The 17,706-nt window shown below is 68.3% G+C and carries 19 protein-coding genes; 5 read left to right on the forward strand and 14 right to left on the reverse strand.

The window, feature by feature from the left end; all coding sequences use genetic code 11:
* Nucleotides 1-31 precede the first annotated feature (31 nt).
* Complete coding sequence (locus tag ACFVDO_RS18370) at nucleotides 32-1,507, reverse strand: sensor histidine kinase (RefSeq protein WP_378859062.1); 1,476 nt, start codon at nucleotides 1,505-1,507, stop codon at nucleotides 32-34.
* Nucleotides 1,508-1,535: 28 nt separating this feature from the next.
* On the reverse strand, nucleotides 1,536-2,264 hold the full coding sequence (locus tag ACFVDO_RS18375; RefSeq protein WP_378859063.1) for a response regulator transcription factor: 729 nt from the start codon (nucleotides 2,262-2,264) through the stop codon (nucleotides 1,536-1,538).
* 150 nt (nucleotides 2,265-2,414) lie between these two features.
* On the opposite strand from ACFVDO_RS18375, the gene ACFVDO_RS18380 reads away from it, so the two are divergent.
* Nucleotides 2,415-3,641 (forward strand): FAD-binding oxidoreductase, encoded by a 1,227-nt coding sequence (locus tag ACFVDO_RS18380; RefSeq protein WP_378859064.1) that lies wholly within the window; start codon nucleotides 2,415-2,417, stop codon nucleotides 3,639-3,641.
* 76 nt (nucleotides 3,642-3,717) lie between these two features.
* Here the strand turns inward: ACFVDO_RS18380 and gndA are convergent, their stop codons facing one another.
* Nucleotides 3,718-5,166, reverse strand: a complete 1,449-nt coding sequence (gene gndA / locus ACFVDO_RS18385) for an NADP-dependent phosphogluconate dehydrogenase (RefSeq protein WP_378857353.1) — start codon at nucleotides 5,164-5,166, stop codon at nucleotides 3,718-3,720.
* A gap of 82 nt (nucleotides 5,167-5,248) precedes the next feature.
* The gene (locus ACFVDO_RS18390) at nucleotides 5,249-5,374 is read right to left on the reverse strand and encodes a hypothetical protein (protein ID WP_378857355.1); all 126 of its coding nucleotides are present in this window, start codon (nucleotides 5,372-5,374) and stop codon (nucleotides 5,249-5,251) included.
* A 235-nt stretch (nucleotides 5,375-5,609) separates the two neighbouring features.
* Between ACFVDO_RS18390 and ACFVDO_RS18395 the strand changes: the two genes are divergently transcribed.
* Together ACFVDO_RS18395 and pth are read left to right on the forward strand one after the other, a co-directional pair.
* Nucleotides 5,610-6,221 carry a 50S ribosomal protein L25/general stress protein Ctc gene (locus ACFVDO_RS18395; protein ID WP_378857357.1) on the forward strand — a complete coding sequence of 204 codons (612 nt, stop codon included), beginning with the start codon at nucleotides 5,610-5,612 and terminating at the stop codon, nucleotides 6,219-6,221.
* A gap of 90 nt (nucleotides 6,222-6,311) precedes the next feature.
* On the forward strand, nucleotides 6,312-6,893 hold the full coding sequence (pth, locus tag ACFVDO_RS18400; RefSeq protein ID WP_378857359.1) for an aminoacyl-tRNA hydrolase: 582 nt from the start codon (nucleotides 6,312-6,314) through the stop codon (nucleotides 6,891-6,893).
* 24 nt (nucleotides 6,894-6,917) lie between these two features.
* Here the strand turns inward: pth and ACFVDO_RS18405 are convergent, their stop codons facing one another.
* The 4 genes from ACFVDO_RS18405 to ACFVDO_RS18420 all read right to left on the reverse strand — a co-directional run bounded on the left by ACFVDO_RS18405 (nucleotide 6,918) and on the right by ACFVDO_RS18420 (nucleotide 10,215).
* Complete coding sequence (locus ACFVDO_RS18405; protein WP_378857361.1) at nucleotides 6,918-7,493, reverse strand: hypothetical protein; 576 nt, start codon at nucleotides 7,491-7,493, stop codon at nucleotides 6,918-6,920.
* A 32-nt stretch (nucleotides 7,494-7,525) separates the two neighbouring features.
* Nucleotides 7,526-8,458: a carbon-nitrogen hydrolase family protein gene (locus tag ACFVDO_RS18410; RefSeq protein ID WP_378857363.1), complete on the reverse strand. Its 933-nt coding sequence runs from the start codon at nucleotides 8,456-8,458 to the stop codon at nucleotides 7,526-7,528.
* A 199-nt stretch (nucleotides 8,459-8,657) separates the two neighbouring features.
* Nucleotides 8,658-9,662: a tryptophan--tRNA ligase gene (trpS, locus tag ACFVDO_RS18415; RefSeq protein ID WP_378857365.1), complete on the reverse strand. Its 1,005-nt coding sequence runs from the start codon at nucleotides 9,660-9,662 to the stop codon at nucleotides 8,658-8,660.
* A gap of 10 nt (nucleotides 9,663-9,672) precedes the next feature.
* Nucleotides 9,673-10,215: a hypothetical protein gene (locus ACFVDO_RS18420; RefSeq protein ID WP_378857367.1), complete on the reverse strand. Its 543-nt coding sequence runs from the start codon at nucleotides 10,213-10,215 to the stop codon at nucleotides 9,673-9,675.
* A gap of 155 nt (nucleotides 10,216-10,370) precedes the next feature.
* Between ACFVDO_RS18420 and ACFVDO_RS18425 the strand changes: the two genes are divergently transcribed.
* The gene (locus tag ACFVDO_RS18425) at nucleotides 10,371-10,697 is read left to right on the forward strand and encodes a hypothetical protein (protein WP_378857369.1); all 327 of its coding nucleotides are present in this window, start codon (nucleotides 10,371-10,373) and stop codon (nucleotides 10,695-10,697) included.
* Here the strand turns inward: ACFVDO_RS18425 and ACFVDO_RS18430 are convergent, their stop codons facing one another.
* From ACFVDO_RS18430 to sdhC, 6 genes are read right to left on the reverse strand one after another with little or no spacing between them, the layout of a single operon-like run.
* Complete coding sequence (locus tag ACFVDO_RS18430; RefSeq protein WP_378857371.1) at nucleotides 10,698-11,591, reverse strand: exodeoxyribonuclease III; 894 nt, start codon at nucleotides 11,589-11,591, stop codon at nucleotides 10,698-10,700. It abuts the gene before it with no gap.
* A gap of 9 nt (nucleotides 11,592-11,600) precedes the next feature.
* Nucleotides 11,601-12,911, reverse strand: a complete 1,311-nt coding sequence (locus ACFVDO_RS18435; protein ID WP_378857373.1) for a YihY/virulence factor BrkB family protein — start codon at nucleotides 12,909-12,911, stop codon at nucleotides 11,601-11,603.
* A gap of 21 nt (nucleotides 12,912-12,932) precedes the next feature.
* Nucleotides 12,933-13,721 (reverse strand): succinate dehydrogenase iron-sulfur subunit, encoded by a 789-nt coding sequence (locus ACFVDO_RS18440; RefSeq protein WP_378857375.1) that lies wholly within the window; start codon nucleotides 13,719-13,721, stop codon nucleotides 12,933-12,935.
* The gene (gene sdhA, locus ACFVDO_RS18445) at nucleotides 13,721-15,547 is read right to left on the reverse strand and encodes a succinate dehydrogenase flavoprotein subunit (protein WP_378857377.1); all 1,827 of its coding nucleotides are present in this window, start codon (nucleotides 15,545-15,547) and stop codon (nucleotides 13,721-13,723) included. Before sdhA ends, ACFVDO_RS18440 begins: the two co-directional genes overlap by 1 nt.
* Nucleotides 15,548-15,563: 16 nt before the next feature.
* Nucleotides 15,564-16,007, reverse strand: a complete 444-nt coding sequence (locus ACFVDO_RS18450) for a succinate dehydrogenase hydrophobic membrane anchor subunit (RefSeq protein WP_378857378.1) — start codon at nucleotides 16,005-16,007, stop codon at nucleotides 15,564-15,566.
* Nucleotides 16,007-16,429 (reverse strand): succinate dehydrogenase, cytochrome b556 subunit, encoded by a 423-nt coding sequence (gene sdhC, locus ACFVDO_RS18455; protein WP_378857380.1) that lies wholly within the window; start codon nucleotides 16,427-16,429, stop codon nucleotides 16,007-16,009. Before sdhC ends, ACFVDO_RS18450 begins: the two co-directional genes overlap by 1 nt.
* Before the next feature lie 160 nt (nucleotides 16,430-16,589).
* Here sdhC and ACFVDO_RS18460 point away from each other — a divergent pair, with 160 nt between their 5' ends.
* Nucleotides 16,590-17,705 carry a mannose-1-phosphate guanylyltransferase gene (locus ACFVDO_RS18460; RefSeq protein ID WP_378857382.1) on the forward strand — a complete coding sequence of 372 codons (1,116 nt, stop codon included), beginning with the start codon at nucleotides 16,590-16,592 and terminating at the stop codon, nucleotides 17,703-17,705.
* Nucleotide 17,706 lies beyond the last annotated feature (1 nt).

Here is a 17,706-nt window from a genome sequence, read left to right on the forward strand (position 1 = left end):
GGGCGTGAGGCGGGGCGCTCGCGTACGAGTCTCATAGCGCAGAGAAAGTATCGCCGGGAGCAGTGGGAAGCCGCACGATGAACGTCGTGTCGCCGGGCTGGCTCTCGACCTCGATCGTGCCGCCATGGCCCTCGACGATCGCCTTGGCGATCGCCAGGCCGAGGCCGGTGCCGCCTGTCTGGCGCGCACGGGAGGCATCGCCGCGCGCGAAGCGGGCGAACAGCTCCTCGCGCACCTTAGGGTCGATTCCCGGTCCGTCGTCATGCACGCGCAGCTCTGCTCCGCCCGGCACAGCCGCGAGGCTCAGGGTGATCGTCGTTCCGGCCGGAGTGTGGGTGCGGGCGTTGGCGAGCAGGTTCCCGACCACCTGGTGCAGACGGCCGGCGTCGCCGTCGACGACGATCGGCTCCTCCGGAACGTCGAGCTCCCAGGTGTGGTCGGACGCCGTGGGCCGCGCATCGGACAGCTCCTCGACGGCCAGCATCGTGAGGTCGACCGGGGCGTGGCCGAGTTCGCGGCCCTCGTCGAGGCGCGCCAGCAGCAGCAGGTCCTCGACCAGGCGGGTCATGCGCAGGGACTGCGCCTGAATGCGCTCCAGTGCGGTGTGCGTGTTCTCCGGAAGCTCCTTGTCGCGCAGCGACAGCTCGGAGTAACCGCGGATCGACGCCAGCGGCGTGCGCAGCTCGTGGCTCGCATCGGCGACGAACCGCCGCATCCGCTCCTCGTTCTGCTGGCGCGCGGACAGCGACGTGTCGACGTGATCAAGCAGCGTGTTCAGGGCGGCACCGACCAGGCCCATCTCGGTGCGGGGATCGGCCTCCTCGTCGGCGACGCGCTCGGTGATGGACACCTCACCGCGATCCAGCGGCTGGTTCGCGACACGGGTCGCGGTGGCGACCACGGCGCGCAGCGGACGGAGTCCGACGCTGATCGTGACGGCGGTGGTGAGCGCGAGCAGGATCAGCCCGCCGAGGGTCGCCAGGGCGATCACGGTGAACAGGCGGGCCATCGTCGCCTGGATGTTCGCACGGGACAGACCCGTGACGACGGTCGTCCCATCGGGCGTGCGAGTGACGACCAGGGAGTACGAGCCGAAGTCGGGCAGGGACACGGTCGCCGTGTTGGTGTTCTGCAGCGCGTTCTGGATCTCGAACAGGTCGCCCGCACTCAGCGTCTTCAACGTGGACGGCGGCGTGAGGACGACGCCGGACGGCGTGCCGCCCCGCGGAGCGATTGCGAGGAGCAGGCCTGATCCGCCCTGGAACGTCTTGCCCTGGAGGACCTGCTGCGCGGTGAAGTCATTGTTCGGTCCGGCGAGCAGCTCTGCCTGAGTGACGAAGCGGGTCGTGGTTGCCGAATTCGCCACCAGTTGGTCGCTCAGCTGCTCATTCAGTGTCGTGCCGAGGGTGACCGTAGTGATGATCGCGACGATGGCGAGGATCAGCGACACGAAGCCGATGACCGCGGCCATCAGCCGCGCCTGCAGCGTCAGTGGGCGGCGCGACACGGGTACTGCCTCACGGCTGCGCCGCGGGTCACTGCGGCGCCTTGATCATGTAGCCGACCCCGCGCACGGTGTGCAGCAGGGGAGTGCGCCCGGCATCGATCTTCTTGCGCAGGTACGAGATGTACAGCTCGACGACCGAGGACTTTCCGCCGAAGTCGTAGCTCCACACGCGGTCGAGGATCTGCGACTTCGACAGCACCCGGCGCTCGTTGCGCATCAGGTATCTGAGCAGCTCGAACTCGGTGGCTGTCAGCTCGATCTCGTCGTCGCCGCGGAACACCTCGTGGCTGTCCTCGTTCAGAGACAGGTCGGCGACGCGCAGGATGGCCTGCTCGTCGTCGGTGCGCACCTGGCCGGAGCGGCGGATGACGGCGCGCAGGCGCGCGATGACCTCCTCCAGGCTGAAGGGCTTGGTGACGTAGTCGTCGCCGCCGGCGGTGAGGCCGGAGATACGGTCCTCCACGGCGTCCTTGGCGGTCAGGAACACCACGGGGACGAGGTTGCCGGACTCGCGCAGCCGGCGCAGCACGCCCATGCCGTCGAGGTCGGGCATCATCACGTCGAGCACGAGAGCGTCCGGCTCGAAGTCCCTGGCCACCTGCAGCGCTTCCAGGCCGCTCGCCGCGGTCTTCACCTCCCAGCCCTCCATGCGCAGGGCCATGGCGAGCAGATCGGTCAGCATCGGCTCGTCGTCGACGGCCAGGATGCGCAGCGGAGAGCCGTCGGGACGGCGCAGCTCGGGGTGTTCGTTGGACATGCCTCCATTGTCATACCGCAGTCATCGAGAATCCATAGGTTCTGCTATGCGGCGGCTGTGAGCCACGGATCGTCCGGATGATCCGACCGTTCGTCCGGCATCGGCGCACCGCCGTTTCGGATGTCGGAAGCGCGGTCTATCGTCTGGGAGATGACAGAGCAGCTGATCATCAGAGCGCGTTCCGTCGCCGACGTCGTCGAGGCGGTCGGCCGGGCGCGGCAGGAGGAACTCAGGATCACGGTCGTGGCCGGCGGGCACGGACCGTGGTCGCACACCCCAGATGCGGGGATGCGCATCGAGCTGTCGGCGATCGACGACATCGACATCGACGGCACGACGGTCCACGTCGGAGGAGGTGCGACCTGGGGAGCGGTCGCCGCCCGGATCGGAGCGGAAGGGCTGGCGATCAGCTCGGGCGACACGGCGTCGGTCGGGGTCGGCGGCCTAACGTTGGGCGGCGGCATCGGCTGGATGACGCGGCTCTGGGGCCTCGCCGTCGACCAGCTGGTCGGTGCGCAGGTGGTGACGGCCGACGGTGCGGTGGTGGAGACCTCCGCGACGGAGCATCCGGATCTGTTCTGGGCGCTGCGCGGCGGCGGCGGCAACTTCGGCATCGTCACGCGGTTCGACTTCGCAGCTCACCGACTTCCGGCGATCGTGCACGGAGAGTACTCCGGTGCGACCGATCCGAAGGCCGTGCTGCGCGGCGTGCGCGACGTGCTGCGCGACGCGCCGCGCGAGCTCACGGTGACGTACATGGACGTGCCTGCGATGGATCCGAGTGCGCCGGCCGGGGCACGCCTCGCGGCGGTCTGGGCCGGGGCCGAGGAGGACGGGCTGCGCGAGGCGCTGGCGCCGATCGGTGCGCTGGAGGGCGTGGAGGCCACGATCACGACTCCGGCGTACCGCGACATCCTCATGGAGATGCCACAGCCGGAAGACCCCGACCAGCGCCCGCCGGGCTTCATCGGAGGCAATGGTCTGTTCGCCGAGCTCGACGACGACCTCATCGATCGGCTGATCGCGTTCCGCGCCGCTCATCCGGCGTCGGTCGTGTTCCTGCGGTCCCTCGGGGGCGCCTATGGAGACGTGCCGCAGAACAGCACGCCATTCCCCGCACGGCACGCCACCTGGTTCGTCATGGCCGGTGGTTTCGACATCCCCGGCCTGGTCGACGACGAGACGCGCGCGACCATCGCCGCGGACTGGAATCGCATCGAGGCAGGGCGTCTCGCGGAGTACGGCAACTTCGCCGACACGGAGCGGCCTGCTGCCGTGCCGGGCATGTTCGGCGACGCGGCGTACGAGCGGCTGCGGGCGGTGAAGGCGCAGTGGGATCCGCAGAACGTGTTCCGCCGCAATCACAACATCGTCTGAGCAGACGGAACGGGGCCGGATGCGTCAGCATCCGGCCCCGTTCGAGAAGGCGCTGCGCCCGGAGCGGGCGCAGCGATCAGTGGGTGTCCTCGGCTTCGATCTCGGTGCGGTCGCCCGACCACAGCGTGTGGAACGTGCCGGGCTTGTCGATGCGCTTGTAGGTGTGCGCGCCGAAGAAGTCGCGCTGGCCCTGCACCAGGGCGGCGGGCAGGCGGTCGGCGCGGATGCCGTCGTAGTACGACAGCGACGACGAGAACGCCGGAGCGGGGATGCCGGCGGTCGCGGCGGCCACGACGACGCGGCGCCACGCGGACTGCGCGCGCGTGAGCGCCTCGGCGAAGTACGGCGCGGTCATCAGCACCGGCAGGCCGGGCTCCGCGGCGTAGGCGTCGGCGATGCGGTTCAGGAACTGCGCTCGGATGATGCATCCGCCGCGCCAGATCTTCGACACCGCGCCCAGGTCGATCGACCAGTCGTACTCGGCGGCGCCGGCACGGATCTCATCGAAGCCCTGCGAGTAGGCGACGATCTTCGACGCGTACAGCGCCAGGCGCACGTCCTCGATGAAAGCGGCTTCGTCGGCGACGGTGAAGGTCTCGTCCGGGCCGGGGAGGGTGCCGGCGACGGCCCGCTGCTCGGGGTGGCTGGACAGCGACCGTGCGAACGTCGCCTCTGCGATGCCCGAGACCGGGGTGCCGAGCGTGAGAGCCGTCTGCACTGTCCACGCACCGGTGCCCTTGGCACCGGCCTGGTCGAGGATCACGTCGACCAAGGGCTGGCCGGTGGCGGCATCCACCTGACGGAGCACCTCCGCGGTGATCTCGATGAGGTAGGACTCCAGCTCGCCCCTGTTCCACTCGGCGAAGATCTCGGCGATCTCCGCGGGGGACTTGCCCGTGCCGCGGCGGATCAGGTCGTAGGCCTCGGCGATCAGCTGCATGTCGGCGTACTCGATGCCGTTGTGCACCATCTTCACGAAGTGACCGGCACCGTCGTGACCGATGTGCGTGACGCACGGCTCACCCTCGGCGACGGCGGCGATGGAGCGCAGGATCGGGCCGAGCGTGACCCACGACTCGTCCGAGCCGCCGGGCATGATCGACGGGCCGAGCAGCGCACCCTCCTCGCCCCCGGAGATGCCGGCGCCGACGTAGTTGATGCCGGTCTCGCGAACGGCCTTCTCGCGGCGGATCGTGTCGGGGAAGAAGGCGTTGCCGCCGTCGACGATGATGTCGCCGGGCTCGAACACCCTGACCAGCTCGTCGATGACGGCATCGGTCGGTCCGCCGGCCTTGACCATGATGATCGCGGTGCGGGGCTTCTGCAGGCTTGCGGCGAACTCCTCGTAGGAGAACGCGGGGATGAATCCGGCCTCGGGGTGCGCGGCGACGAGTTCGTCGGTCTTCGTGCGGGAGCGGTTCAGGACGGCGACCGTGTTGCCCTCGCGGCTGGCGAGGTTGCGGGCCAGGTTCGACCCCATGACGGCGAGTCCGACGACTCCGATGTTGGCTGCGGCTTCGGGCACGTGTGCGCTCCTCGATATCGCGGAAGGAAGAACCTTCAGGATATCGCCGCGAGCGTCCGCGGGCCGGACGTGTGACGCGGGCTCAGTCCTTGCGGTAGCCCGAGCGGCCCATGGAGAACAGGGCGCCGATCGTGACGACGGTGGCGCCGACGGCCATCAGGCCGATCAGCCAGGCGATCGCGTGGGACCAGAAAGCGGCGTCGAACATGCGAGTGGCTCCGTTCAGCAGGACAGGGTGTCCCCAGCGTATCGGGTCTTCGGGTACGATGGAGGAGTTCCTCGGCGAGGGATGCCTTGCGCGTGCGCAGCATCCGTGATCGACGTGGCGATGTGAGCTCTGCGGTCCTGCCGACCGGGTGGGTTTCGCTTTCCCGTGTCTGTGCCGAGAGAACGACCACCAGACCATCGCGCGGCACGCGTCGCGTGTTTTGAAGGAGAACCTCATGTCCGAAGAGAACACGGTCCACGCCGAGCTCCGCTCGAGCTTCGGCAAGGGCTTCGCCCGCCGCCTCCGCGCAGCAGGCAAGATCCCCGCCGTCATCTACGGCCACGGCACCGAGCCCGTGCACGTCGCACTGCCCGGCCACCAGGTCGGCCTGATCATCCGTCGCGCCAACGCGGTGCTCGACCTCGACATCGAGGGCAAGGGCCAGCTCGCCCTGGTCAAGGACGTGCAGAAGGACCCGGTGCACCAGATCATCGAGCACATCGACCTGCTGGTCGTGAAGAAGGGCGAGAAGGTCGTCGTCGAGGTTCCGCTCGTCGTCACCGGTGAGTCCTTCTCGGGCACCATCGTGACCGTCGACGTCGCGACCATCAACCTCGAGGTCGAGGCCACGCACATCCCCGAGCACGTCGAGGTCAGCGTCGAGGGCCTGCAGGAGGGCGCTCACATCACCGCCGGCGACGTCACCCTGCCCAAGGGCGCATCGCTGGTCGGCGACGCAGACCTGCTGCTCGTCGGCATCTCCGTTCCGGCTGCCGAGGTCGCAGAGGAGAACGAGGCGGAGGCCGCCGCTGAGGCTGCTCCGGCCGAGGAGGCCGCCGCGGAGTGATCCGCGCGTGAATTCGACGGAGGGGACGCGAGCATCGGTTCGCGTCCCCTCCGGCGTATCACCGACACTGTCTGCTGAGAGAGGACGACCATGGCATCCACCTGGCTCGTGATCGGTCTGGGCAACCCCGGCCCGCGCTACGAGGCGACCCGACACAACATCGGGCAGATGGTCGTCGACGAGCTCGCCGCGCGTCGAGGCGAGCGGTTCCGTGAGCACAAGGCTGGGGCGCGGGTCGTCGAGACCTGGCTGCGCCCCGGCGGCGACAAGCTGGTGCTGGCCAAGCTCAACTCGTTCATGAACGTCTCAGGGGGACCTGCGGCTGGACTCGCGAAGTTCTACTCGGTCGATCCCGAGCGCGTCATCGTCGTGCACGACGAGCTGGACATCCCGTTCGACACTCTCAAGCTCAAGACCGGCGGCGGTCACGGGGGGCACAACGGCGTCCGCGACATCGCCAAGGCGCTGGGCACCCCGGAGTTCCCGCGCGTGCGCGTCGGCATCGGACGCCCGCCCGGCCGGCAGGACCCCGCAGACTGGGTGCTCGCGCCGTTCGGCACGACGGAGCGCAAGACGCTGCCGGTCCATATCTCGGATGCCGCGGATGCCGTCGAACTGCTGGTCTCTGAGGGCCTGGTCGCGGCGCAGCAGAAGCATCACGCGCCGCGCTGAGCGGGCGGCACGGGGTGCGGCCCGTCAGAACGACGAAATGGTGCTCGCCGCCCCGAACCCCGCTCCGATGCCCGTGGCAAGAAGGAAGGCGATCGGGGCGATGGCGGCGAGGACGAGCCCGGTGATGCCCAGCCCGCGTCCTCGTCGTCTCACCGCCGAAGCGATGCCCAGGACGATCGCCGTGATGCCGAGGATCGTGCCGATCCAGAACACGATCTCCGCCCACAGCACCTGCGTGCGCGCCGGGGCGAGCGCGGCGAGGTCGTCGTAGGTCCCGGAGGTGTTCAGGAAGAAGTCCGGCGCCGCGGCGCCGATCTGTGCGCCGAACACGGCGCCGATGATCGGGATCAGGATGAGCGCGACCAGCCCGAGCGCCAGTGACACCCCTCCGAGCATCGAGGAGCCCGCGGCCGGTGCCTGCGGCGGGATGTACCCGCCTGTGGGCGCCTGGTAGCCGCCCACCGGCACGGCGTACGCTCCCGGCGGGGGAGCGTAGCCTGGCTGAACCGGCGGCACGACTGGCGCCTGCGGCACGGGTGGCACCAGGGCCGGACCCGATCCGGGGTAGGCGGGCGGCTGCGGCGGGAAGGGATCGATCACGCCACAATCCTAGGCGCGACCGATCCCGAACCTCAGCCTTCTGCGGAGGTGGACAGGGCCGCGCGCGAGGCCCGACGCCACTCCCGTGCGATCCGCCCCGCGGCGGTGTCCAACTCGGCGACGACGATCGATTCGCTTCCGTCACCGCGCGCAGCCCACTGGCCGTCCGGTGCGACGACGCCGGACGGTGACACCTCGTCGCCGACGCCGCCCGCGTACGCGACCCAGTACGAGTTCGTCGCGGCGTGCCCGGCCGCCTCGACGGCGAAGACCCCCGGTGCCTGGGAGAGCCCTGTCGTGGCGAACAGGACGCAGTCGACGCCGGCCCGCTCGTAGTCGGAGAACAGCTCCGGATAGTGGCTCTCCATGCCCAGCGTGCAGCCGAAGCGCACCCCCGCGACATCGAAGATCACAGGGCGGGTCCCGGCGCGGTACAGATACGTCGCCTTGGTGTGCGACAGCATCCGCTCCTCGTAACAGTCGACGAGCACACCCTCGTCGGAGAACACGAACAGGGCGTTGGCCGGTCGGCCGTCGTCCTCGGATAAGCGGATGCCGCCGACGACGGCCCAGATCCGATGCTCGGCCGCTGCGGCGGATGCTGTTGCCAGTTGCTCCGCGACCGCCGCGCGATCCACGGTGCTCCAGTCAGCCTCGTCGTCTGACAGGCGGTCTGCCATTCCGCGGCGGGTCGGCGAGGTCAGGGCCCCCTCCGGGAAGAGCACGAGGGCCGCACCGGCCGCCGCCGCGGCGGCGATCAGCCGGCGCACTCGCCCACCGGCGGAGCGGAGCTGCTCCGCCGAGCGCGGGTCGTCATGAAGCGTGGTCTGCGCCACGGCAACGGTGATCCGCCGTCCTTCGGGCTCATCGGAGCCGACGAGATGGCGCCGGGCGGAGGTGTAGGACTCTCCGGTGTGCGCCGAGCGCGCCCGGATCCGGCGCTTGAGATTGCTGTTCTTGGTCATCACGAACCTCCGCGTCGAGGACCGGTGCATCCCAGCTGCGGGTTCCCGACGGAATGAGGAACGTGAGCGGCTCGAGCGCGGAAGACCCTTTGCCCCCATGGCCGTCGGCGCTGGGAGCCGACTGCGGAGGTTCGGCGGGAGCCCCGCCAGTCAGGAAGCTATCACGCAGTTCCGACAGTGCGACGAAGCGCGCTGCGTGTCACACGCGGCGCAGCAGTCCGACCTTGTCGTACACGTCGCTCAGCGTGGCATCCGCCACCTCGTCGGCCCGGGTCGCGTTCGCCGCGAGGATGCGGTCCAGTTCTGCGGGGTCGTCGAGCAGTTCGAGCACACGCTCGCGCACCGGACCGAACTCGTTCACCACGACCTCGGCGAGACCCTTCTTGAAGTCGCCGTAGCCGCGACCTGCGTACTCGTCCTCGATCGACTCCATCTGACGACCGGTGAGGGCCGCGTAGATGGTGAGCAGGTTCGAGACCCCGGGCTTGTTCTCCCGGTCGTACCGGACCGATCCTTCAGCATCCGTGACGGCGCGCATGATCTTCTTCGCCGATTTGGCCGGGTCATCCAGCAACCACAGCACGCCGGCGTCGCTCTCGGCCGACTTAGACATCTTCGAGTTCGGGTTCTGCAGGTCGTAGATGCGCGCGGTGTCCTTCTGGATGACAGCCTTGGGCACCGTGAACGTCTTGCCGAAGCGCTTGTTGAAGCGCTCGGCGAGGTCGCGGGTGAGCTCGACGTGCTGCTTCTGGTCGTCGCCGACCGGAACCAGTTCGCTCTGGTAGAGCAGGATGTCGGCCGCCATCAGCACCGGGTAAGTGAACAGTCCGACCGAGGCTGAGTCCGCGCCATAGCGGGCGGACTTGTCCTTGAACTGCGTCATCCGGCCGGCCTCTCCGAAGCCCGTGATCGTGGAGAGGATCCAGGCGAGCTCGGCGTGCGCGCGCACGTGCGACTGCACGTACAGCGTGGACTTCGAGGGCTCGATGCCCGCCGCGATGTACTGCGCCGCGGTGCGACGGGTCTTCTCGCGCAGCTCGGCGGGATCCTGCGGCACGGTGATCGCGTGCAGGTCGACGACCGAGAAGAATGCGTCGTACGAGCTCTGCATGTCGCGCCACTGCAGGAGCGCCCCGATGTAGTTGCCGGCCTGGAGGGAGTCGGCGGAGGGCTGCATTCCTGAGTAGAGGCGAGGTTTGGTCACGCTGTCAATCCTATGGGGCGGATGCCGGGGCCCTGAGCGCAGCGGCCCGTTCCGTGGCACGCAGCAGAGCGGCGTACAGGGCGACTGCGAGCGTGGTGGCCGCGTACAGCACGACCGCCTGCAGGGCGTAGGCCGGATAGTGCAGGATCCATGGCGACTGCGTCGGGTCGGTCACGTGCGCCGGATTGTCCTCGATGTACGGGACGATCACGCCGACCCCGTACCCCACGGCCTGTCCGAACGCGTAGACCGCGATCCCGGCGACCAGCGCCGCCGCGGCGCGCCCCGTCCGCTTCCGCCACACCTCGCCCCCGGTGCGCATGCCCGTCCGGCGATCCCAGCGGCCGGACTCCGGCGCGGCGACGGAGGACAGCACCGGAGCGAACACGAACGCCACGATCAGCAGCGCGAGCAGCAGGCCCGTGCCGAGGAACAGCAGCTGCTCGCTGCCGGCCCGACTGCGCATCAGCTGCGGGACGAGCAGCAGCGCGAGCAACGGGAGGAGGACGAACAGGCAGACGAGCCAGGTGCGCAGCAGGATGCGAAGGTGCATGGAGCCCACGATGCCTCGGCCGACTGGCGGTGACCACCTGGGCAGCCGTCGAGAGAGGTAGGGAAAACCCTCACTTCCGACGACGAAATCTCGTTACGGCACCGATCAGGGTGAGCCCGTTCCGTCCCGTACGCCTCTCGTGCGACACTCTGCACATGACCGGCGCTCCGCCAACGGACAGACGTGCTCAGAGGATGCGTGTGCTCTCGAGCATGGTCGGCGGGACTCTCGGGGTGGTCACCCTGGTCGTGTTCGCTTTCCTGATCGTGATCACAGTCACCCCAAGCGGATCGCCCTACGAAGACAACAGCATCTTCTTCGCGGTCTTCCTGGCTCCGATCGCCGTTCTGCTCGGAATGCTGTCCGCGGTCTTCATCGCTTTGGCCTTCCAGACGGGACGTCGTGCGATCGCGTTTGGGGCGAGCATGCTCGTCGTCGTCTTGCTCATCGGGTTGACGGTCGCGCTCTGGGTCCTGACCTGATCAGTACGTGTAGTCGACGACCACAGGGGAGTGGTCGCTCCAGCGCTCGGCGTAGGTGGCGGCGCGGGCGACGTGATAGCCGGTGGCACGCTCGGCGAGCGCCGGGGTCGCCAGATGGTAGTCGATCCGCCAGCCGGAGTCGTTGTCGAACGCCTGGCCGCGCATGGTCCACCACGTGTACGGGCCGTCGACCTCGCCGTGCGTCGCGCGACCCACGTCGATCCAGCCCAGCCCCTTGCCGCCGCCCTCGGCCACGTAGGGACGCGTGTCACTGAGCTGACCGACCATGCCCCGGCCGACGCCCTCCTGCCCCACCACAGGTTCGCCTGTGGCACCGAGGAAGCGATCGAAGTAGGCGCGCTCGCGCGCCAGGTAGCCGGATTTCTTGACGTTGCCCTTCCAGTTCAGGATGTCGAGGGGGCGGTGCCCGACGTTGAGGTCGCCGGTTACGAGTGCCAGTGCGCCGTCGGCGCCGAGCTGCGCCATCCGCTGCTCCATCGCGTCGAGGAACTTCCACTTCTCGACCTGTTTGGGGGAGTCGGCCTCGCCGGAATGCACATAGGCGCTGACGACGGTGAGCGGATGGCCGCCGAGGTCGAAGTCGGCCTCGAGCCAGCGGCCCGCGGAGTCGAAGTCATCCGGTCCGAGCACGGTGCGCGAGGCGATCGCGGGCGCCCGGCTCACGACGGCGACGCCGGCGCGCCCCTTCGCCGATGCCTCGTCATGCAGGATGGACCAGCCGGGGAAGGCGGCCTCGATGTGCTCGTCCTGTGCGCGCACCTCCTGCACGGTGAGGATGTCGACGCCGGCGTCGTCGAGCCAGCCGTGCATCCCGTTGCGGACGGCGGCACGGATGCCGTTGACATTGACCGAGGCGATACGCAGATGTGGCATCCACCCAGCCTATCGACGGGGACGGACATCCCCTTCTGCGGGGGAGGCCTCGCCAGCCTCGCGCTTCGGGGCGGGGGAGAGCCTCTTCTTCGGCGCGGGTGGCGGAGGCGTGGCGTCCTCGACCTGCTTGAGCTCGTCCTGCGCGTCGCGCAGCGCACGGTCGGCAGCCCAACGGCGGTACCAGGGCGCACTCGCGCGCTCGTCCACGGCGGTGCGCAGCCGCACCTGGGCGGCGAGCAGCAGCGCCTGATGCTCTTTCGCGAGGCGCTCCGCCTCGGTCTGCGGGATCAGCGCGACGTGGTTGTCGTGCGCACCGACGGCGATCCACGAAGCCGCGACCAGCAGCACGATGCCGATCAGGCGGAACCACAGCAGCAGCACGATGAAGAAGATGAACGTGATCAGCAGGGTGTTCGTCGGGGTGTACCCGAGGAAGAGACCGAAGCCGAGCTGCAGCACGGTCGTCGCCCCGGCGCCGAGGAACGCACCCGGAAGGATTCGTCGCCAGGTGAGCTTCGTCCCGGTCAGGAACCGGAACAGACCCGCCATCAGGGCGGTGTTCACTGCGTAGAGCACCGCGACGGTCAGCAGCCACACCGCCAGTTTGAACAGCGCCGAGGAACTGCTCATGCCGATCAGACCGAAAAGGAAATCGAGCGAGACCGTGCCGGCGGTACCGAGCGCGGTGCCGATCAGCAGACCGGCGCCGAACGTGATCGCCGCCAGGAAGTCGAGGGATTTCAGCAGGAAGTAGTTGCGCCGGTCCGGTGGGATGCCGAACACCCCACGGACGGCGCGACGTGCGAACGAGATCGCCCCGATCGCGGTCCAGATCAGGGTGCCGAGCGCGATCGCACCGGTGATGCTCAGCGTCCCGGCGGAGTTGGCGGCGATCTGCTTCACGTCATCGGCACTGGCAAGACCGTTGTCGCTGATCAGGTTGGGGACGTAGTGGTTGATGATCCCGATGAGATCGTTGATGGCATCCTTATCGTTGCCAAGCCACAGCCCCGCGAGAGCGAAGGCGACGTACACGGCCGCGAAGGTCGCGAACAGGGTCTGGTAGCTGATGCCTGCGGCGAGCAGGAAGCCCTCGTGCTGCAGGAAGTTGCGCCAGACCCGCACCGGGAACCACGCCAACGTGCGCTGGGTCAGCTCCGTGGCGCGGGAGATCGGCTCGTCGAATCGTTCGCGCAGACTCTCCTGCGTGGCCTCCCAGCGCTCGCGAAGATGCTGCTCCTCGCGAACCGCCCGCGCTGCAGCGCCCCGCTTGGCGCGGGCGCTGGGCGCGGGCGTGTTCGAGGACTCCGAGTCGGTCACGATCTCAGAGTAGCGAGCGGATCAGCGTCCGCCGCGCAGCACTGCCTGCTTGACCTCGGCGATCGCCTTGGTGACCTCGATGCCGCGGGGGCACGCCTCGGTGCAGTTGAAGGTGGTGCGGCAGCGCCACACACCCTCCTTGTCGTTGAGGATGTCGAGGCGCACGCCGGCGTTGTCGTCGCGCGAGTCGAAGATGAAGCGGTGCGCGTTGACGATCGCGGCCGGGCCGAAGTACTGACCGTCGGTCCAGAACACCGGGCACGACGAGGTGCATGCCGCGCACAGGATGCACTTGGTGGTGTCGTCGAAGATCGCGCGGTCAGCGATGGACTGGACGCGCTCCTTGCCCTTCTCGGGAGTGGAGTTCGCGACCAGGAAGGGCTGAACCTCGCGGTAGGAGGCGAAGAACGGCTCCATGTCGACGATGAGGTCCTTCTCGAGCGGAAGTCCCTTGATCGCCTCGACGTAGATCGGCTTCGAGATGTCGAGGTCCTTGATCAGCGTCTTGCAGGCCAGGCGGTTGCGTCCGTTGATGCGCATCGCGTCGGAGCCGCAGATGCCGTGCGCGCAGGAGCGGCGGAAGCTCAGCGAGCCGTCCACCTCCCACTTGATCTTGTGCAGGGCGTCCAGCACGCGGTCAGTCGCGTACAACTCGACGTCGTAGTCCACCCAGTGCGGCTCGGCATCCTTCTCGGGGTCGAAGCGGCGGATGATGAAGGTGACGAGGAACGACTGCACACCGCTGTCTGCGGCCGCGTCAACGGCTTCGGCCGCGGCGTCGAGATCGGGTGCCACGAGAGCGTCGGACATCAGTACTTCCTCTCCATCGGCGGGTACCGCAACTCGCCGTCCTCGTTCTTGGTGAAGACGACGGGCTTCCAGTCCAGTTTGATGTGGTCGGCCGGCGTGGACGAGTGCGGGTCGCCGGTCAGATACGCCATCGTGTGCTTCATGTAGTTCTCGTCATCGCGTTTCGGGAAGTCGTCGCGCATGTGACCGCCGCGGCTCTCCTCGCGGTTCTGCGCGGCGTACACGACGACCTCGGCGATGTCGAGCAGGAAGCCCAGCTCGACGGCCTCGAGCAGGTCGGTGTTGAACCGGCGGCCCTTGTCGTCGACGTGCACGTTCTTGTAGCGCTCGCGGAGTTCCTTGATGACGCCGAGGACGTGCTCGAGCGACTCGTGGGTGCGGAACACCTGAGCGCCCTTGTCCATCTCGTCCTGCAGCTTCTTGCGCAGCACGGCGATGCGCTCGGTGCCGGCGTTGTTGCGCAGGCCCTCGATCATGTCGCGCACGCCGTCCACCGCGCCATCCGGCATCGGCACGAAGTCGGCGGTCTTGACGTATTCGACCGCGTTGCGACCGCTGCGCTTGCCGAACACGTTGATGTCCAGCAGCGAGTTGGTGCCCAGTCGGTTCGAGCCGTGTACCGACACGCACGCGCACTCGCCGGCGGCGTACAGGCCGGGGACGATCGTGTCGTTGTCGGCGAGGACCTCGCCGTTGTTGTTGGTCGGGATGCCGCCCATCGCGTAGTGCGCGGTCGGCATGACCGGCACGGGCTCGACGACCGGGTCGACGCCCAGGTAGGTGCGTGCGAACTCGGTGATGTCGGGGAGCTTGGTCTCGAGCACCTCGGCGCCCAGGTGCGTGCAGTCCAGCAGGACGTAGTCCTTGTGCGGGCCGGCGCCGCGGCCCTCCGCGACCTCCTGCACCATGCTGCGTGCGACGATGTCGCGCGGGGCGAGGTCCTTGATCGTGGGGGCGTAGCGCTCCATGAAGCGCTCGCCCGAGGCGTTGCGCAGGATCGCGCCCTCACCGCGGGCGCCCTCGGTGAGCAGGATGCCGAGGCCGGCGAGGCCGGTCGGGTGGAACTGGAAGAACTCGAGGTCCTCTAGCGGCAGGCCCTTGCGCCACACGATGCCGACGCCGTCACCGGTGAGGGTGTGCGCGTTCGAGGTGGTCTTGAAGATCTTGCCGAAGCCGCCGGTCGCGAAGATCACGGCCTTGGACTGGAACACGTGCAGCTCACCGGTGGAGAGGTCGTACGCGACGACGCCCGCGATCTGGGTCTTGCCCTCGGCATCCTTCACGGTGACGAGGTCGAGCACGTAGAACTCGTTGAAGAAGTTGATGCCGAGCTTGACGCAGTTCTGGAACAGCGTCTGCAGGATCATGTGACCGGTGCGGTCTGCTGCGTAGCAGGCGCGGCGCACCGGTGACTTGCCGTGCTCGCGGGTGTGCCCGCCGAAGCGACGCTGATCGATCTTGCCCTCGGGAGTGCGGTTGAACGGCAGCCCCATGTTCTCGAGGTCGATGACGGCGTCGATCGCCTCCTTGGCGAGGATCTCCGCTGCGTCCTGGTCGACCAGGTAGTCACCGCCCTTGACGGTGTCGTAGGTGTGCCACTCCCAGTTGTCGTCCTCGACGTTGGCGAGCGCCGCCGCCATGCCGCCCTGTGCCGCACCGGTGTGGGAGCGGGTCGGGTACAGCTTGGAGATGACGGCCGTCTTCGCACCGGGGCCGGCCTCGATGGCCGCCCGCATGCCGGCGCCACCGGCACCCACGATGACGATGTCGAACTGGTGGTAGTGCACGCCGTCGCGGACGACGGAATCCTGGGTCTGCGAAGTCACTCGTATGCCTATCTCTTTACTTGCCGACTGCCTGGCAGGTGTCCCACAGGGCGCCGCTCTCGAGCACGCCGTTGCAGGGGTCGAAGGTGAACACCACGAGGGTGCCCAGCACGATCAACAGGGCGGCTGCGAGGCCGATCGCCCAGACGAGCGCCTTGCGCGCGCCCTCGTGCGTCACGTAGTCGTTGACGATCGTGCGCATGCCGTTGCCGCCGTGGATCAGAGCGAGCCAGAGCATCAGCACGTCCCACCACTGCCAGAACGGTGTGGCGTACTTGCCGGCGACGAAGCCGAAGTCGATCGCATGGATGCCGCCGCCGACCATGAGGTTGACGAACAGGTGGCCGAAGATCAGCACGATCAGCACGACGCCGGATAGGCGCATGAACAGCCATGCCCACTTCTCGATGTTGAAGCCGCGGCGGGTGCGGGCCGGGGCGGGAGCGACGGTGGTGGTCATCAGTTGCCTCCGAACGCGAGCATGAGGTGACGCGGCACGAAGCCGGCCATCAGCACGACCCAGACCGCCAGCACGCCCCAGAACATCTGGCGCTGATAGCGCGCGCCCTTCGACCAGAAGTCGATGAGGATGATCCGGAGGCCGTTCATGGCGTGGAACACGATGCCCGCCACGAGCACGATCTCGCCGAACGTCATGAAGGGCAGCTTGTAGGTGCCGATGACCGCGTCGTACGCCTCGGGCGAGACGCGGATCAGGGACGTGTCGAGCACGTGCACCAGAAGGAAGAAGAAGATGGCGACTCCGGTGATCCGGTGAAGCACCCAGGACCACATGCCTTCGCGGCCCCGATAGAGGGTGCCGCGAGGGGTCTTGGATGTCGTCTCCGAAATCGACGGTGTCAAGCGAGTGCTTGCGGACACGTTCGTCCTCCCTGATCGATCCTGATCGATGTGACTCGGGGCGCGCCACAGCGGGCACGCGTGATCGGCTCCATCCTATTCCTGTTCGTTCGCTGGGAGCGAGCAAGGCACACCTAACTATCTTGATGTCAAGATTTCTTCGCGCCGGTACCCTGAAGGCATGAGAGAGCCCATCGAGGACTTCTACGCGGTCATCCCCGCCGGCGGCATCGGCAGCAGGCTGTGGCCGCTGTCCAGGGCGGATGCCCCGAAGTTCCTGCACGACCTGACCGGATCCGGGCACTCCCTGCTGCGCGACACCTGGGACCGTCTCGAGCCTCTGGCCGGTGCGGATCGCATCGCCGTCGTCACCGGGCGGGCGCACCGCGCCGCCGTCGAGGAGCAGCTCCCCGGCATCCCCGACCACAACGTCTTCCTGGAGTCCGAGCCGCGGGAGTCCGCAGCGGCCATCGGCCTGGCGGCCGCCATCCTGCACCGCCGGAACCCCGACGTGATCATCGGCTCGTTCAGTGCGGATCACGTGATCCGTGGCTCCCGCGTGTTCGAGTTCGCCGTGCGGGATGCCGTGGAGGTGGCGCGCGAGGGCTACATCTGCACGATCGGCATCTCGCCGACCGAACCAGCCGTGGGTTTCGGCTACATCAAGCGCGGCGCCGAGCTGCTCGTGGAAGGAGCGCGCGAGGCCGCGCTCGTCGAGCGCTTCGTGGAGAAGCCCGATCTCGAGACGGCCAAGAGCTATCTCGCCGAGCGCACCTACCTGTGGAACGCGGGCATGTTCATCGCCAAGGCGAGTGTGCTGCTGGAGGAGCTCGCGCTGAACGAGCCCGAGCTGCACGCCGGCCTGGTCGAGCTCGCCGAGGCCTGGGACGACCGAGACCGACGCGGACCTGCCGTGGACCGGATCTGGCCGCGACTGAAGAAGATCGCGATCGACTACGCCGTCGCCGAGCCCGCAGCCGAACGCGGCCGCCTCGCGGTGGTGCCGGGCCACTTCGACTGGGACGACGTGGGCGACTTCGCCTCGCTCACCAAGCTCATCACGAACGGTCGCAAGAACGACCTGGCCGTGCTGGGGCCGAAGGCCCGTGTGCTCAGCGACGCCGCGAGCGGCATCCTGGTCAGCCAGACGACGCGCGTGATCAGCCTCGTGGGCGTGAAGGACATCGTCGTCGTGGACACTCCCGACGCCCTGCTGGTCACGACCGTCGAGCACGCCCAGCGCGTGAAGGGCGTCGTCGAATCGCTGAAGCTGACCGGCCGCGGCGACGTGCTGTAGT

Source organism: Microbacterium sp. NPDC057741 (assembly GCF_042798735.1).
Taxonomy (GTDB): Bacteria; Actinomycetota; Actinomycetes; order Actinomycetales; family Microbacteriaceae; genus Microbacterium.